This is a genomic window from Acidovorax sp. GW821-FHT10E04 (assembly GCF_059415185.1).
The window spans coordinates 857370-872803 of sequence record NZ_JBWKMT010000003.1; the positions used below are offsets into that span (position 1 = coordinate 857370).

The 15434-nt window shown below is 70.0% G+C and carries 15 protein-coding genes; 8 read left to right on the forward strand and 7 right to left on the reverse strand.

Annotated elements, in window-relative coordinates; all coding sequences use genetic code 11:
- Positions 1 to 16 precede the first annotated feature (16 nt).
- On the forward strand, positions 17 to 349 hold the full coding sequence (locus tag AC07OC_RS13335; protein WP_218296679.1) for a hypothetical protein: 333 nt from the start codon (positions 17 to 19) through the stop codon (positions 347 to 349).
- A gap of 42 nt (positions 350 to 391) precedes the next feature.
- Here AC07OC_RS13335 and AC07OC_RS13340 read toward each other — a convergent pair whose 3' ends face one another.
- Both AC07OC_RS13340 and AC07OC_RS13345 read right to left on the reverse strand, forming a co-directional pair.
- A complete protein-coding gene (locus AC07OC_RS13340) occupies positions 392 to 742 on the reverse strand; it encodes an antibiotic biosynthesis monooxygenase family protein (RefSeq protein ID WP_218339115.1) in 351 nt (116 codons plus the stop codon).
- A 20-nt stretch (positions 743 to 762) separates the two neighbouring features.
- Positions 763 to 2442 carry a GMC family oxidoreductase gene (locus AC07OC_RS13345; RefSeq protein WP_218339114.1) on the reverse strand — a complete coding sequence of 560 codons (1680 nt, stop codon included), beginning with the start codon at positions 2440 to 2442 and terminating at the stop codon, positions 763 to 765.
- A gap of 275 nt (positions 2443 to 2717) precedes the next feature.
- Between AC07OC_RS13345 and AC07OC_RS13350 the strand changes: the two genes are divergently transcribed.
- From AC07OC_RS13350 to AC07OC_RS13365, 4 genes are all read left to right on the forward strand, one after another.
- A complete protein-coding gene (locus AC07OC_RS13350; RefSeq protein ID WP_218339113.1) occupies positions 2718 to 3845 on the forward strand; it encodes an MlaE family ABC transporter permease in 1128 nt (375 codons plus the stop codon).
- A 219-nt stretch (positions 3846 to 4064) separates the two neighbouring features.
- On the forward strand, positions 4065 to 4925 hold the full coding sequence (locus AC07OC_RS13355) for an ABC transporter ATP-binding protein (RefSeq protein ID WP_218339112.1): 861 nt from the start codon (positions 4065 to 4067) through the stop codon (positions 4923 to 4925).
- The gene (locus AC07OC_RS13360) at positions 4925 to 5890 is read left to right on the forward strand and encodes an MlaD family protein (protein WP_218296684.1); all 966 of its coding nucleotides are present in this window, start codon (positions 4925 to 4927) and stop codon (positions 5888 to 5890) included. Before AC07OC_RS13355 ends, AC07OC_RS13360 begins: the two co-directional genes overlap by 1 nt.
- Before the next feature lie 9 nt (positions 5891 to 5899).
- Positions 5900 to 6607 (forward strand): ABC-type transport auxiliary lipoprotein family protein, encoded by a 708-nt coding sequence (locus tag AC07OC_RS13365; RefSeq protein ID WP_218339111.1) that lies wholly within the window; start codon positions 5900 to 5902, stop codon positions 6605 to 6607.
- Between the two features lie 119 nt (positions 6608 to 6726).
- On the opposite strand, the gene AC07OC_RS13370 is transcribed toward AC07OC_RS13365, so the two are convergent.
- The 3 genes from AC07OC_RS13370 to AC07OC_RS13380 are packed head-to-tail and all read right to left on the reverse strand — an operon-like array spanning position 6727 to position 11485.
- Positions 6727 to 8103 carry an NAD(P)/FAD-dependent oxidoreductase gene (locus AC07OC_RS13370; protein WP_218339110.1) on the reverse strand — a complete coding sequence of 459 codons (1377 nt, stop codon included), beginning with the start codon at positions 8101 to 8103 and terminating at the stop codon, positions 6727 to 6729.
- 32 nt (positions 8104 to 8135) lie between these two features.
- Positions 8136 to 9575 (reverse strand): DUF1501 domain-containing protein, encoded by a 1440-nt coding sequence (locus AC07OC_RS13375; RefSeq protein WP_218339109.1) that lies wholly within the window; start codon positions 9573 to 9575, stop codon positions 8136 to 8138.
- Between the two features lie 35 nt (positions 9576 to 9610).
- Positions 9611 to 11485: a DUF1800 domain-containing protein gene (locus tag AC07OC_RS13380; RefSeq protein ID WP_218339108.1), complete on the reverse strand. Its 1875-nt coding sequence runs from the start codon at positions 11483 to 11485 to the stop codon at positions 9611 to 9613.
- Between the two features lie 360 nt (positions 11486 to 11845).
- Between AC07OC_RS13380 and AC07OC_RS13385 the strand changes: the two genes are divergently transcribed.
- The 3 genes from AC07OC_RS13385 (at position 11846) to AC07OC_RS13395 (ending at position 13414) form a co-directional block, all read left to right on the forward strand.
- The gene (locus tag AC07OC_RS13385) at positions 11846 to 12064 is read left to right on the forward strand and encodes a CsbD family protein (protein WP_142149166.1); all 219 of its coding nucleotides are present in this window, start codon (positions 11846 to 11848) and stop codon (positions 12062 to 12064) included.
- 69 nt (positions 12065 to 12133) lie between these two features.
- Complete coding sequence (locus AC07OC_RS13390; protein ID WP_218296690.1) at positions 12134 to 12715, forward strand: hypothetical protein; 582 nt, start codon at positions 12134 to 12136, stop codon at positions 12713 to 12715.
- Positions 12716 to 12886: 171 nt separating this feature from the next.
- Positions 12887 to 13414, forward strand: coding sequence for a hemerythrin domain-containing protein (locus tag AC07OC_RS13395; protein ID WP_218296691.1), 528 nt, complete (start codon positions 12887 to 12889; stop codon positions 13412 to 13414).
- 140 nt (positions 13415 to 13554) lie between these two features.
- Here the strand turns inward: AC07OC_RS13395 and AC07OC_RS13400 are convergent, their stop codons facing one another.
- On the reverse strand, positions 13555 to 13878 hold the full coding sequence (locus AC07OC_RS13400; RefSeq protein ID WP_255590917.1) for a hypothetical protein: 324 nt from the start codon (positions 13876 to 13878) through the stop codon (positions 13555 to 13557).
- Positions 13875 to 15317 (reverse strand): cell envelope integrity protein CreD, encoded by a 1443-nt coding sequence (creD, locus tag AC07OC_RS13405; RefSeq protein ID WP_218339107.1) that lies wholly within the window; start codon positions 15315 to 15317, stop codon positions 13875 to 13877. The genes AC07OC_RS13400 and creD overlap by 4 nt, the downstream gene beginning before the upstream one ends.
- Between the last annotated feature and the right edge of the window lie 117 nt (positions 15318 to 15434).

A 15434-nucleotide genomic window follows, 5' to 3' on the forward strand; every position in this document is an offset into this window, starting at 1 on the left:
CAGTAAGGAGCCGACCATGCCCGATTCCGACAAGCTCGCCATTGCCGCCCACCTGCATGTGCTGCTGCGCCGCAAGACGGGGCGCGTGACCGACACCGAGTGGATGGCGGCCAACGCCGAGTACGCGCTGGAGATCGTGCGGTTCGCGCGCCAGCGCGCGCAGGAGGACAACGCGCCCGAACTCACCGAATGGGCGGACCGCCTGGACCAGGCCATCCATGCCGCGCCACCGGCCGCCCCGCGCCGCCCCTTGCTGGATGTGGCCACCCAGGCGGTGCGCCAGCGCATGGCGCCGCCCCCGCCGGAGCCCGCGCCCGAGGTGCCCCGGTATGTCGGGGGAATCCGCTGACCGCGCCGCGGCCGTGGGGCCCGCGCGTGGGCGGGATCCATATCAGTGCGCTGCCGCGCCCTGCACGAACAGGCCCGCCGTGGGCAGCAGCCCGGCCAGCTTGTCGTCGCCATAGGTGCGCAGCACCTGCGCAATCACGACCTGGTAGCCGTTGAGCCACTGCGCTTGCGCCGCCTTGGCCTTCAGGTGGGCGGGGTGCTGCATCAATGCCTGCAGGGCCTCGAGCGACTGCCAGTAGTACACGTTGGACACCAGGCCCTTGCCCGTGGCCTCCCACGATTCCTCGCCCAGGTAGCCGTCGATGGAGCGGGCGGCGGTGGCAATCGCCTCGTCCAGGCGGTGGAAGGCGTCGTCGAACTGTTTGGTGGCGAAGATGAAGGTGGAGGAGTACATGGGCGCGATGGTACCCACGCCTATGCCGTGCGCCGCGCCTGGATGATCCACTCCGCCGCCTTCTCGGCCAGCATCAGGGTGGGCGAGTTGGTGTTACCGCTGGTGATGGTGGGCATGGCCCCCGCATCCACCACCCGCAGGCCCGCAATGCCGCGCACGCGCAGTTGCGAGTCCAGCACGGCCATCGGGTCATCATCCCGCCCCATCTTCGTCGTGCCCACGGGGTGGAAGATGGTGGTGGCGATGTCGCCGGCCAGGCGCGCCAGGTCCTCGTCGCTCTCGAACTGCACGCCGGGCTTCCATTCCTCGGGCCGGTACTTGGCCAGCGCGGGCTGGGCCACGATGCGGCGCGTGACGCGCAGGCTGTCGGCCGCCACCTGGCGGTCTTCGGCGGTGCTCAGGTAGTTGGGCGCGATGGCCGGTGCGGCCTTGAAGTCGGCGTTCTTGATGTTCACCGTGCCCCGGCTCGTGGGGTTGAGGTTGCACACGCTGGCCGTGAAGGCCGGAAAGCTGTGCAGCGGCTCGCCAAACGCGTCGAGCGACAGCGGCTGCACGTGGTACTCGATGTTCGGCCAGGGCTGGTCGGCGCTGCTGCGCGTGAAGGCGCCCAGCTGCGAGGGCGCCATGCTCATGGGACCGCTGCGCTTGGTCGCGTATTCGAGCCCGATCTTGGCCTTGCCCCAGAGCGAGCTGGCCATGGTGTTGAGCGTGGGCACGCCGCCCACCTTGAACACCGCGCGGATCTGCAGATGGTCCTGCAGGTTGGCGCCCACGCCGGGCAGGTCGTGCACCACGTCGATGCCGTGCTGGCGCAGCAGCGCGGAGGGGCCGATGCCCGAGAGCTGCAGCAGCTGCGGCGAGTTGACGGCACCGGCGCTCAGGATGACCTCGCCCGTGGCGCGGGCCGTGACCATCTCATGCCCGTCCCACACCTGCACGCCCGTGCAGCGCTTGCTGCCGTCGGGCTGCGTCTCGATGAGGAGCTTGGCGGCCTGCGCGCTGGTCCACATCTCGAAGTTGGGGCGGCCGTAGCAGGTGGGCCGCAGGAAGGCCTTGGCGGTGTTCCAGCGCCAGCCGCTTTTCTGGTTGACCTCGAAGTAGCCCACGCCTTCGTTGCTGCCGCCGTTGAAATCGTCGGTGGCGGGGATGCCGGCCTGCTGCGCGGCCTGGGCGAAGGCGTCCAGCACGTCCCAGCGCAGGCGCTGCTTTTCCACGCGCCACTCGCCGGAGCTGCCCGTGGCCTTGTTGCCGTGCAGGCGCTTGAAATTTTCATTCACGCCATCGGGCTGGTCCAGGCGCCAGTGGTCCTCGTGGCGGCGGAAGTAGGGCAGGGCGTTCTCCCAGCGCCAGCTGGCGTCGCCGGTCAGCTCGGCCCACTGGTCGTAGTCGCGCGCCTGGCCGCGCATGTAGATCATGCCGTTGATGCTGCTGCAGCCGCCCAGCGTCTTGCCGCGCGGGTAGCGCAGGGTGCGGCCGTTCAGGCCCGCGTCGGGCTCGGTGTTGTAGAGCCAGTCGGTGCGCGGGTTGCCGATGCAGTAGAGATAGCCGACGGGGATATGGATCCAGTGGTAGTCGTCCTTGCGGCCTGCTTCGATCAGCAGCACGCGGTGGCGGCCGTCGGCGCTCAGGCGGTTGCACAGCAGGGCGCCGGCGGTGCCTCCGCCGATGATGATGGTGTCAAACGTGGTGTGGTCGCTCATGGGCAGGCGGTGCGGTGCAAGGGTTGGGACGGAGGGCCATTGTGCGGATGGCACCACGCGTGTCGAGAGGGTCAGTGCCTATTGCTACTAAATATGTAGCTTGAAGCGCTTGATGCCAAAGCGCTGGAGGCCTGTTTGATATTAATTTCACGCGGCCCCGGCCGGCCTGTGCTTGGCGGCCCGTGCGGGCGGGCGTAAATCCTACGCGCCGCCTGTGCGTGGCTCCGCTACCATGCACCCTCTCTTTCCCTCTTGGCGGCCGCGCCGCCCAGTCCATGACCGACCACGCACCTCGCATTGTTCGCGCCGACACGCCCCAGGGGGCGAGTGCGCAACTGCATGGGCGCTGGGGCGCGGCCGAACTGGGCACACGGTCGCAGTGGGAGGCGGTCTGCGAGCAGCTGCGCGCCAGCCCCCCCGCGCCCGGGCTGGGCTGGGACCTGACGCAGCTGCAGTGGCTGGACCACGTGGGCGCGCAGTTGGTGTGGAACCACTGGCAGCGGGCCTGGCCGGCGCAGCTGGCCTGTACCGACGGCCAGCGCGACATGCTGGAGCGCGTGGCGGAGTTCACCACGGCCACCCCGCCGGCCCGGGAGCCCTGGCGCCTGGCCGAGCAGGCGGACCACCTGGGCGTGCTGGTGCTGCACGGCCTCAGCCATGCGCGGCACATGCTCGAAATGGTGGGGCAGCTGCTGCTCGACCTGGGCCGCCTGGCGCGCGCGCCGCGCCGGGGGCCGTGGCGCGACGTGTCGGGCCATCTGTACCGCATGGGCGCCACGGCGCTGCCCATCACGGCGCTGGTGGGATTTCTGATCGGCGTGGTGCTGGCCTACCTGATGAGCCTGCAACTGCGCCAGTTCGGGGCCGAGTCGTTCATCGTCAACATCCTGGGCATCTCGCTCATCCGCGAGCTGGGCCCCATGCTGGCGGCCATCCTGGTGGCGGGGCGCTCGGGCTCGGCCATCACCGCGCAGATCGGCGTGATGCGCGTGACCGAGGAGCTCGATGCCATGCGCGTCATGGGCATCCCGCACGGCTTTCGGCTGGTGATGCCGCGCACGCTGGCGCTGGCGCTGGCCATGCCGCTCATCAGCGTGTGGACCACGCTGGCCGCGCTGGCCGGGGGCATGCTGGCGGCCGACATCTCCATGGACATCTCGCCCGCGTATTTCGTGCAGGCGCTGCCCGCGGCGGTGAAGGTGGGCAACCTGGGGCTCGCCATGGCCAAGTCGGTGGTATTCGGCGCCTTCATCGCGCTCATCGGCTGCCACTGGGGGCTGCGCGTGAAACCCAACACCCAGAGCCTGGGCGAGGGCACCACGGCCTCGGTGGTCACGTCGATCACCATGGTCATCATCGTGGACGCCTTGTTCGCGGTGGCCTTCAAGAACATCGGAATATGAAGATGAGGTGGCTTCCCCCTGAGCGGCTTCGCCGCTTCCCCCTGCTCCCGAACTGCTGCGCAGCTCGGGAAGGGGGACGCCGCCAGCACCCGCATGTGAAGCCCCCCCTGAGCCGCTTCGCGTCTTCCCCCCAAGGGGGGACGCCACCCGTGGCCTGGCAAAGCCAGTTCCACGGAGGCACGGGTATTGCGCCGCGCCAGTTTCTACCGGAGCGTGGCCATGACTGAACGCATCGCCAAGCCCGAGCACATCGCAGTCGCGCCGGGCGAGCCGCCCATCGTGGACGTGCAGGGCCTGTGGACGGTGTTCGGCAAGGGCGACGAAGCCTTCACCGTGCACCAGGACCTGAACTTCACCGTGCAGCGCGGCGAGATGCTGTCGCTGGTGGGGGGCTCGGGCACGGGCAAGACGGTACTGCTGCGCCAGATCCTGGGGCTGGCCAGGCCGGCGCGCGGCACGGTCACGGTGCTGGGGCGGCCGGCGTCCGAGATGGGGCGCGAGGGCGCGGCCAGCCGCGTGGGCATGCTGTTCCAGCACGGCGCGCTGTTCTCGGCCTTCAACGTGCTCGACAACGTGGCCTTCGCGCTGCGCGAGCAGGGCACCCTGCCCGACGACCTGGTGCGCGATGCCGCGCTGGTCAAGCTGCAGATGGTGGGCCTCAAGCCCGAGCACGCCAGCCGCATGCCGGCCGACCTGTCGGGCGGCATGGTCAAGCGCGTGGCGCTGGCGCGCGCGCTCATCATGGACCCGCCGCTGCTGCTGCTCGACGAACCCACCGCCGGGCTGGACCCGAGCAGCTCCGACGATTTCTGCGCGCTGCTGCGCGAGCTGCGCGCCGCGCTCGGGCTCACGGTGGTCATGGTCACGCACGATCTGGACACGCTGTTCGCTCTCAGCACCCGCGTGGCCGTGCTGGCCGACAAGAAGGTCATCGTCACCGGCCCGCCGCACGAGGTCGCGCATTTCAGGCACCCCTTCATCGAGCACTTCTTCATGGGCGAACGCGGCCAGCGCGCCATGGCCCCGGTACCGGCGGCGGCGCGGCCGGCCGCCTCCCCGCCAGACAAGGAACATCCCTGATGGAAAACAAATCACACGCCCTCGCCGCAGGCATCTTCGTGCTGGTGGTGGCCGCCATGCTGGCGGGCCTGGCCATCTGGCTCACGCGCGACAACGCCAACTACGAGCAGTACGAGCTGTCCACCAAGGACGGCGTGAGCGGCCTGCAGCCCCAGGCCACCGTCCGCTACAAGGGCGTGGCCGTGGGCAAGGTCACGCGCATCGGATTCGACCCCCAGGTCACCGGCAACGTGCTGATCCGCATCGCCGTCAACGAACAGGCGCCCATCAGCCCCACCACCTTCGCCGTGCTGGGCTACCAGGGCGTCACGGGCCTGGCCCATGTGCAGCTGGACGACGCCGACAAGCCCTATCCCGAACTGCCGCCCGGCCCCAGCGGGCTGCCCCGCCTACCGCTCAAGCCCTCGCCGTTTGGCAAGCTCGCCGAGCAGGCGCCGGCCATCCTGGCGCAGGTGGAGGAGGCCACGCGCCGCATCAACCAGCTGCTGGGCGACACCAACCAGCAAAAGCTCACCGAAGCCCTCGCCAACATCGGCCAGGCCGCGGGCAGCGTCAACACCCTGACCCAGCGGCTCGATGCCACCGTCGCGCAGCGGCTGGACCCGGCCCTGGCCGCGCTGCCGCCGCTGGCCAGCGACGCGCGCAAGACGCTGCAGTCGCTGCAGCAGGCCGGCGCCAGCGTGACGTCCCTGGCTGCCGACGTCAGCAAGACCACCCAGCGCCTGGGCGCGGAGGGCGGCCCCATCGACCAGATCACCATCGGCACGCAGTCCCTCGCCCGCGCGGCCGACCAGTTCGGCGCCTCCACGCTGCCGCGCCTGAACCGCGCCGCCGACGACACGTCGCGCGCGGCCCGCCAGCTCGGCCGCACGGCGGGCGGCGTCACCGACAACCCGCAGCTGTTCATCTATGGGTCCGGCCGCATACCGCCCGGCCCCGGCGAGCCCGGCTTTGCGGCACCGTGAGGAGTGTTCATGAAAAGTACTATTAAAAACATAGCTGCCGGCGCCTTCCCGAAAAGCGCTGGCGGCCTGCTGGGCGGCATGGTTCTGGTGGTGGTGATCGGCCTGGCCGGCTGCTCGGCCCTGCCCAGCCCGCCCTCGCGCCCCGTGCTGTACGACTTTGGCCCCGGCCCGGTGGCCCCGGCGCCGGCCGACCGCCGGGCACCGCTGCAGCCCCTGGCCCTGGCCGACGTGGAGGCGCCCGGCCTGCCCGAGGGCAGCAATGCCGTGCTCTACCGCCTGGGCTATGCCGACGCCCAGCAGCTGCGCCCCTACAGCCAGGCCCGCTGGAGTCAGCCCCCCGCCCAGCTGCTGCAGCAGCGGCTGCGCGAGCAGCTGGGCCAGCGGCGCGCCATCCTCAAGGCCGACGACGGTGCGGCCCAGGCGCGCGACGCCAGCCAGGGCGGCCGGCTGCCCCCGGTGCTGCGCGTGGAGCTGGAGGAATTCAGCCATCTCTTCGCCAGCCCCACCGAAAGCGCTGGCGTGGTGCGCCTGCGTGCCACGGTGGTGGACCTGACGCTGGCGGGCGAGTCGCTGCGCGGCCAGCGTGTGTTCATCGTGCGCACCCCGGCGCCCAGCGCCGACGCGGCCGGCGGCGTGAAGGCCCTGGCGGAGGCCTCCACACAGGTCGCCCAGGAGCTGGCGGACTGGCTGGAACAGGTGACGCAGCGCACGAACTGAGCTGCCGGGGGCACCCCGGTCCCAGCCCGTGCGCCCTCGCGGTGCGCGCGCTCCCGGGCTCCCCGGGTCATCCGCCCGCCGCAGCGGCGTTCGCCGCGCGGTGTGGTGCCTGGCCCGCGTCAGGACCGCGGGGGCGGCGGGGCCGTGCCCGGCTCGATCCCCGTCACCACACGCGCATACCGTGCAAAGCTCCAGTACGCCCAGGCCCAGTCGAGCAGCACCACCAGCCGGTTGCGGAAGCCGATCAGGAAATACACGTGCGCAAACAGCCAGAACAGCCAGGCAAAGTAGCCCGAGAACCGCACCGGCCCCGCGGGCGAGGTGAGGTCCACCACGGCGGAGTTGCGGCCGATGGTGGCGAGGTTGCCGTAGTCGCGGTAGCGAAACGCTTGCGTGGCCTGGCCGCGCAGGCGGCGCAGGATGTTGGCGGCCGCCGCGCGGCCCATCTGCTTGGCGCCGGGCGAGACGCCGGGCACCGGCCGGGGAGGCTGGCCGGGCGCGTGGCTCTGGGCGGCGGCCAGGTCGCCGATCACGCTGATCTCCGGGTGGCCGGGCAGCGTGAGGTCGGGCGCCACGACCACGCGGCCCGCGCGGTCGGTGGGGCAGCCGGTGGCCTCGGCCAGATGGCGGCCCAGCGGGGAGGCCGCCACCCCGGCCGCCCAGATGATGCATTTGCTCTTGATTTGATAGCTGACTGCGCTTGATGAGCTGGCGTCAGGGGGCGATTCGACCCTCAGGCCGTCACCGTCGATGGTGGTGACGCGGGCCTGCAGGCGCACTTCCACGCCCAGTTTTTCCAGCTGCTCCCTGGCGCGCTGGCTCAGTGCTTCCGGCATGGCCTGCAGCACCCGCGTGCCGCCTTCGAGCAGGATGATCCTGGCGCTGGCCGGGTCGATGTGGCGGAATTCGCCCGGCAGCGTGTGGCGCGCGATCTCGGCCAGGGTGCCCGCCATCTCCACGCCGGTGGGCCCGGCGCCCACGACCACGAAGTTGAGCCAGTCGGCGCGGCGGCCGGGGTCGGGCTCCTTCTCGGCGGCCTCGAAGGCCAGCAGGATGCGGCGGCGGATCTCGAAGGCATCGTCCAGCGTCTTGAGCCCGGGCGCGTGCGTGGCCCATGCATCCTGGCCGAAGTAGCTGTGCGTGGCGCCGGCCGCGACGATGAGGTGGTCGTACGGCAGGGGGGCGGAGGGATGGGGGCCGTCCTTCAGATACACGGTTCGCGCCGCCACGTCGATGCGCGTGACCTCCCCGAGCAAGGTGGTGGCGTTGGGCTGCTGGCGGAACAGGTGGCGGATGGGGGCCGCGATGGCGGGGGCCGACAGACCGGCGGTGGCCACCTGGTACAGCAGCGGCTGGAAGAGGTGGTGGTTGGTCTTGTCGACCAGGGTGATGTCCACGGCCGCGCCGCGCAGCGCCCGGGCGGCTTCCAGGCCGCCGAAGCCGCAGCCGATGATGACGACGCGGGGGCGGGACGAAGGTGTGGAGGCTGGGGTCATGCCCCCATTATTGGGGCACCGCCCGCGCCGCTTCAGGGAGGGCCCATGAACCCCATGTCCACCGGATAGTCGGGCCGGCCGGCGGCGGCGCCGAAGTGCGTGATGTTGGGCAGCACGCCGGCCATTTCGCTGTCGGCCACGCCAAACCACCTGGCCAGGGTGGCCGCGTACTGGTCCACCGAGGTGGTGGGCAGCAGGCGGCCCTGGCCCACGTGCCACTGGTCCTCGGGGGCCGCGGTATTGGTGATGCTCACGGGCGGTGCGCTGCCGTAGAACGCCTTGCCCTTGACGGCGCCGCCCACCACCAGGTGGTGGCTGCCCCAGCCGTGGTCCGAGCCGTCGCCGTTGGAGCTCAGCGTGCGGCCGAAGTCCGACGCGGTGAACGCGGTCACCTTGTCGGCCACGCCCAGTTCCACCGTGGCGCTGTGGAAGGCCGTCAGGGCGTCGCTCACGCGCTGCATCAGCAAGGGCTGCTGCGAGATCAGGTTGTCGTGCAGGTCGAACCCGCCCAGCGACACCATGAACACCTGGCGCTTGCTGCCCAGCGCGTTGCGCGAGCCGATGAGGCGGGCCACCATCTTGAGCTGGTCGGCCAGCGAATTGTTGGCGGGGAACGTCGTGCCCAGCGTGGTGCCGGCCAGCGCGCCGGTGATCTGGCTTTCGGACGTGACCGCGCGGGTGGTCACGCGGGTGTACTCGTTCTCCAGCGTGTGCGCGCTGGGCTGCTGGATGAGCGCCGACAGCGCGCCGCGCACCGCGCTGGACCCGTAGACATTGTTCTTCACGCCGTTGATGGCCACGGCGCCGTTCGTGCTGACCTGGTATTGCAGGGCCGAGTCGCCCGAGAGGAACACCGCGTTGCCGGTGACGGCGATGCAGGTGAACAGCGAGTTGCCGTTGGACGAGAGTGCCAGGTCGCCGATGTTGCCGCCCCAGCCCACGGTGGAGCCCTCGGGCGAGGACGACTGCCACACCGACTGCTGGTCGTTGTGCGAGAACAGCTTGGGCGGGACGGGGTAGGCCTTGCGGTCGGGGCTGTTGTACTGCGCGCGCGTCAGGGGCACGACCAGCGGGCCGACGTTCAACTGCACGGCGGCCTTGCCGCTGTTGAACAGGCCCGCCAGCCCGGTCATGGCGGGGTGCAGCGCGTATTGGCGCCCGTCGGGCAGCGGCGTGGAGGGGTTGAGCAGCGTGGGCGTGAGCGAGGCCTTGGGCAGCGCGATGCTGCCGCGGATGGCGCTGTAGCGGCCGTGGCTGGCGTCGTCGTAGGTGACCACGGTGTTGGCGTAGTCGTTGCCGCCATAGAGGAACACGCAGACCAGGGCCTTGTAGTCGTTGGCCGCGAAGGCGGCTGCCTCGCCCATCGCGGCGAGGTTCATCGCGAAGGGCAGGGCCGTGCCCGCCAGGCCCAGCTGGGTGGAGCGGCGCAGGAACGCGCGGCGGGTGTGGAGTTCGGGTTGAAGCAGGTGCATGGCGTGGCTTCTCGGGTGCGGTCCGGGCTTGTTGCTTATTTCTGGATGAGGTACTCGGCCGAGGCCATGACCAGGAAGACGGCGGCCGCCACGCGGTCGCGCCGGACGTTGTCCGCGCTGGCCGCGGTGACGTTGGTGGCCTTGAGCGCATCGGTGATGAGCTTGACGGTGCCGGCCGAGAGCTGGCCCGCGCACATGAGCAGGTTGATGCGCGCGACGAGCGCGTCCGCGTCGGCGACCAGCGCCAGTTCCTGCGCGTAGCTGGCCTTCAGGTCGAAGCCGTTGTTGGCGGTGCTGGCGTTGTGGGGCAGCTCCGGCGCGTTCACGAAGATGCCGTTGCGGATCACCCCCTGCATGAAGTTGAGGTAGCCGCCCACGCTGCTTTCGTTGACCAGCTGGAACTCGGGCGCCACCGCGCCATTGGCCGCCAGCGCGGTGGACGGCGGGATGTAGCCAGGCCGAAAGAAGTTGAACACCGAGGGCGAGCGCAGCGGGCTTTGCCCCAGCCGCGAGCCCGGGTCGCTGAAGTTGCCGATCTTCCAGCTGCCCTGGGCCGACTCCAGCCCGAAGGTGCGGCCCCACTGGACAAACCGCAGCATGGGCTCGCGCAGCTTGCCAAACCCGGGCTGGGCGAGGCCGGCGGGCGCGCGCGCCTCGTCGTCGAGCAGGATGGCGCGGACCACCGCGCGCATGTCGCCGCGCACGCCGGCACCGTTGTTGTTGAAGGCGGCGGTCACGCGCGCCACGTAGGCGGGCGAGGGGTTGCTGGTGACCAGCCGCTGGATGAGCTGCTTGCCGATGAACGGGCCCACGTTGGGGTGGTTGAACAGGGTGTCCAGCGCCGTCTTGAGGGCCGCCGCGCCCGGCGTGTTGGCCGGGATGGTGGTGCCCAGGAAGGAGGCCGCCAGCGTGGAATGGCGCGACTCGGTGAGCGCCATCGGCAGGCGCGCGAAGGTGGTGCCGGGCACGACGCGCGTGGTTCCCGGCACGGTGGTCGGCGTGTTCTGCGACTGGTCGTAGTCGTAGCCGGTGAACACGCGCGCCAGGTTGGTCACGTCGCTTTGCGTGTAGCTGTCGATGGGCTTGCCCGCGCTGTCGCGCTGGGGCGTGCCATCGGGGTTGAGCAGCACCAGGCCGATCGACATGAGCTGCATCACCTCGCGCGCGTAGTTCTCGTCGGGCTGGCGGCCGGTGGCGGCGTTTTCCTTCTGGTTGCCGCGCGTATTGAGGTAGTAGCCCATGGCCGCGTTGAGCGTCACGTCCTGCAGCAGGTTGCGGTAGTTGCCGAACGCGTTGGCCACCAGCTGGTCCCAGTACCACGCGAGGGCATGGCTGCGCCAGCTCAGGTCCAGGCCCGAGAGCGACACCACGCAGATCTCCGACAGCGCGAGCGCCACCCGCTTGCGCACCCCGTCGCTGGACTGCAGGAGCTGGTGCCAGATCATGTAGTCGCCCGGGTAGGTGTTGTCGTAGTAGGCCGTGTCCTTGTTGACGTCGGCGTAGCCGCGCTGGTTCAGCCAGTCCCAGCCGCTCAGCGACGGGGGGGCGCTGAACTGGCTCTCCAGCCAGCTGGCGTAGGTGGTGGAGCGCAGGGCGGCGATGTCCGCGGTGGAGGCGGAGAACTGGGCCTGCAGCAGGAAGCGCGCGGCCTCCGCGTCCGTCAGCGGCGCCGTGTGGGTTGCGCCGGGCAGCGCGGAACCGGCGCCCGGGCTGGCTGTCGTGCCCTCTTCCCCGCCACCTCCGCCACCGCCGCAGGCCGCCAGCGCCGCGGATGCGGCCAGCCCGGCCAGCAGGGGAAGGGGGTTCTTCGTGTCTTGGGAAGAAACGGCGGCCGGCGCGGGGTGGCGCGGGCTGTCTTGTGCCTCGCCCGCAGTCTGCGTTGCGGGAGGCGCCTCGGAGGTGGTGTGCATGGATCGTGGGGGGTGAAGGTGCGCGTTCAAAACCAGCGCATTTCAGGACTTCACCACATGCCGTTGCGGCGTGGAAACACAAGCGTTACCAAACGAAACAGCTTGCTGGGAAGGGGCCACGCGTAACAGTGGAGCAGTGATGGCAAATTGCAACACTTTGTTGGCCGCTGGCGAGGGGCGCCGCCCTCGCCGCCGCGCCCTGTCCTTCAGCCGCCGTAGTCCTGTGCTGACGCGTGCTGCGTGGCATGGCCTACGGTCCCCGCGGCGAATCATTTCTAGAGTCAATCCCATCGCATCACGCACCTGTTCCACGCATTCCGGGTGGATGGCTGACGCGAAATCTTTTCGAGGATGCACGCCATGAATGAAGACACCGTCAAGGGCAACTGGAAGCAGTTCAAGGGAAAAATGATCGAGCAGTGGGGCAAGCTCACGAATGACGATTTCGACGTCATCGACGGCAAGCGCGAACAGTTCCTGGGCAAGCTGCAGGAACGCCAGGGCATCGCCCGCGATGTGGCCGAGAAGCAGCTCAGCGACTGGCAGGCCCGCCACCCCGATTTCCGCTTCAACGACTGAGGCCACGGCCCCTTCGTTTCCCGGCCCCTCCCTTCCTATTTCTATCCATTACCGATCGAGGAGAAACCCATGAAATTCACCCGCACCCTGATGGCTTCTGTCGCAGCCGGCCTGCTGGCCACTTCCGCCTTCGCGCTGACGGACGCCGAATACAAGGCTGGCAAGGAACGCATTTCCGCCGACTACAAGGCCAGCAAGCAAAAGTGCGATGGCCTGCAAGGCAACGCCAAGGACATCTGTGTGAAGGAGGCCAAGGGCGCCGAGGACGTGGCCAAGGCCGAGCTCGACGCGCAGCACAAGCCCAGCCCCAAGGCCACCCGCAAGGTCGCCGACGCGCGGGCGGATGCGGCCTACGGCGTCGCCAAGGAAAAGTGCGACGACCTCAAGGGCAATGACAAGGACGTGTGCGAGAAGGATGCGAAGGCAGCCCGCGTGAAGGCCAAGGAAGATGCCAAGGTGGCCGAGACCCAGGCCAAGCCCGCGGACAACGCCGCCGAGAAGAACGCGGCGGTGGCCGAGGCCCGCAAGGATGCCAACGCCGAAAAGAACGATGCCGCCTACAAGGCCGCCAAGGAGCGCTGCGACGCGATGTCCGGCGACCTGAAGTCCAAGTGCGTGGATGACATGAAGCGCATGTACGGCAAGAGCTGAGCGCGCAGGGCCCTGGCCCGCGCCCACCCAGGAGCCCCGCCCCGTGCGGGGCTTTTTTCATGGGGATGGCCGCGGCCCTGGGGCGGAACCCTGACCTGCATCAATATGCGGGCCGCCGCGAAAAACTAACCTCGCTCCCCTGTCTTTGACCTGGTGCACAAGGGGATTTGCATGGCTCAACTCGAATGGTCCGACGCCCTGGCCCTGGACCTGGCCCTGATGGACGACACCCACCGTGAGTTCGTCGACCTGCTGGCCGCCGTCGATGGCGCGGACGACGCGCGCCTGCTGGCTGCCTGGCAGGCGCTGGTGGAGCACACCGACCACCATTTCGCGCAGGAGGACGCCTGGATGGCCTCCACGCGCTTCGCATCGGGCAACTGCCACAGCATGCAGCACCGGGTGGTGCTGCAGGTGATGCGTGAAGGCACCGCGCGTGCGCAGCAGGGCGACCTCGCGGTGCTGCGCGTGATGGCCAGCGAACTGGCCCTGTGGTTTCCGCAGCATGCGCAGAGCATGGATGCCGCGCTGGCCCTGCACTTGCGCCGCGTGGGATTCGACCCCGTCTCGGGCGTGGTGCACGCCCCCGGGGCGCTGCCGGGCGAGCTGATCCACGGATGCGGCGGTGCGACCTGCTCGGAGGACGCGGGGGCTCCATCGCCCGCCGCCGCCTGCGCACCGCAGGAAGCGGTGGCCTGACCTTTCTCCCGCCTGCCGGTGCGCCAGGCCCGGCCAGCCGCAATGGCCGGGATGGGCAATGCGCTTCTGTTTTGATAGCTGCCAGCGCCTGCCAATCAAGCGTTGGCGGCTATTTTCATCAAGAACCCGGCGCCGGGCACTCAGTGCCGCGGGCTGCGCGGCAGCAGCAGGCCCGCCATGCGCCACGACAGGTCGCGCAGCGCCCTGCGCAAGGCGGGGGAGTCGGTGGGGCCGCAGGCCGCATCCGGGGCGCCGCACGGGTGGTAGGCCGCTTCCAGCACGTGCTGCTTGGCGCTGAGCAGCGCCGCCCGGTCCTGCGCCCGCAGGGCCGCCGTCAGCTGATCGCGGTGGCGCTGCACGCGCTCGGCTTCCGCCGGGGTCAGCGTGGGCACGGGTGCGCCGGTGCATGCCGCCGGGTCCGCCAGGTGCTGCGCCCAGGCTGTCGGCGCGGTGTGCGTTCTCATGCGGCCTCCGCGCGGGGGGCGGTGGGGCGGGCGGCGGGCGGGGTGGGGCGGCTTGGCGCGCCGCCTTGCGACAGCCCGTACCAGTTCACCTTGCGCGTGAGCACCATCACGGCCGCCAGCACCAGGAAGAGCGCGATGGCACCGACGACCAGCGCCGTCTGCTCCAGCTGCAGCAGCAGGTACAGCAGGCCATACAGCAGCGCGATGCCGGCCCCCAGGGGAATGCCGCGCGCCAGGCTGCCCAGCATGTGGCTGGCGTAGTAGGCCAGCAGCAGCACGCAGGCGGTCGCCGCCACGGCGTAGGAGGCGCCGAACGGCAGGTGCTCCGACAGGCTCACGAGCAGCAGGAAGAAGCTGCACAGCGCGCTGCCCACCAGCAGGTACTGCACGGGGTGCACGCGCAGTTTTTTCATCAGCTCGAACAGGCCCACGGCCACGAAGGTGAGTGCGATGAACAGCACGCCGTACTTGGTGGCGCGGTCCGACAGGGAATAGGGATTCACCGGGTCGACGAAGGCCACGCTGAAGCTGTCCGCGCAGTCGCCCGGCGTGGCGCTGGAGGGCGCGTCGTCGCCGCGGGCGCCGTCGTCCGCGCCCCCCAGGCAGATGCGCTTGCCGTGGGCGACATCGGCCTGCGCCGTGGTGGCCAGCGACGACAGCCGCCATTGCGCCGAGAAGCCGGTCTTCTTGACTTCCCGCTCCGATGGCAGGAAGCGCCCCGCGAACGAGGGGTGCGGCCAGCTGCTGGTCATCACCACCTCGGTGCTGCCCCCCAGGGGCACGATGGCCAGGCGCTCGGTGCCCACCAGTTCCAGGTCCAGCGTGGCGGTCAGGCCATCGGCCTTGCCGCGCACCGATTCGGGCAGCACGGCGTGCAGGCCCCGGCTGTAGGTGGGGTGGAAGGTGCCGGGCTTGAGGGCCAGGGCCTGGTCCGCCAGCGTGAGCTGCGCCGTGCGGATGCCGCGCGCGTCGCCCACGGCCATCATCGCGATGGGCGCGCCGCAGTGCATGCGCGAGTTCTTCATGGTGCTTTGCGGCTCGAGGCTGGCCAGCGACCCCCACTGCGCCGTGACGTGGGCCTTGAGGTTGTAGGTGTTCACCTTGTGCAGGCCGCGCGCGCGCTCCTCCATCGCCGCGCCCGTGCTCAGCTTGAGCTGCTCGGGCATGGCCGTGAGCAGGAACTCGCGGCGCTGCTCCACCATGCGGCGCTCGTCGCCCTTGCCGGTTTCCACGTCCCAGGTCTCCACGCAGGCGCTGTGGATCATGGGGCCCATCAGCGTCTGCGGCCCGGCCAGGCTGTCGGCCACGCTCTGTGCGGTGAGGCTGCGGTAGCGCTGGCGGTCGCGCACCACGTTGTCGATCATGCCCAGGCCAAGGAGCAGCAGCAGGGTGACGGCCGCGAGCGCGGCCAGTTTGGTGAACAGGGGGTGCTTGAACAAGAGGTCCTCCACAAGTGAATGTTGTGGAGGCAGTGTTGTGGGCCGGTGTGAGGGCGCTATGAAGTTTGTGAGGCCAGTGTGAAGTCTGGTGCCGCGCCGCCATGACCTGCCAGGTCA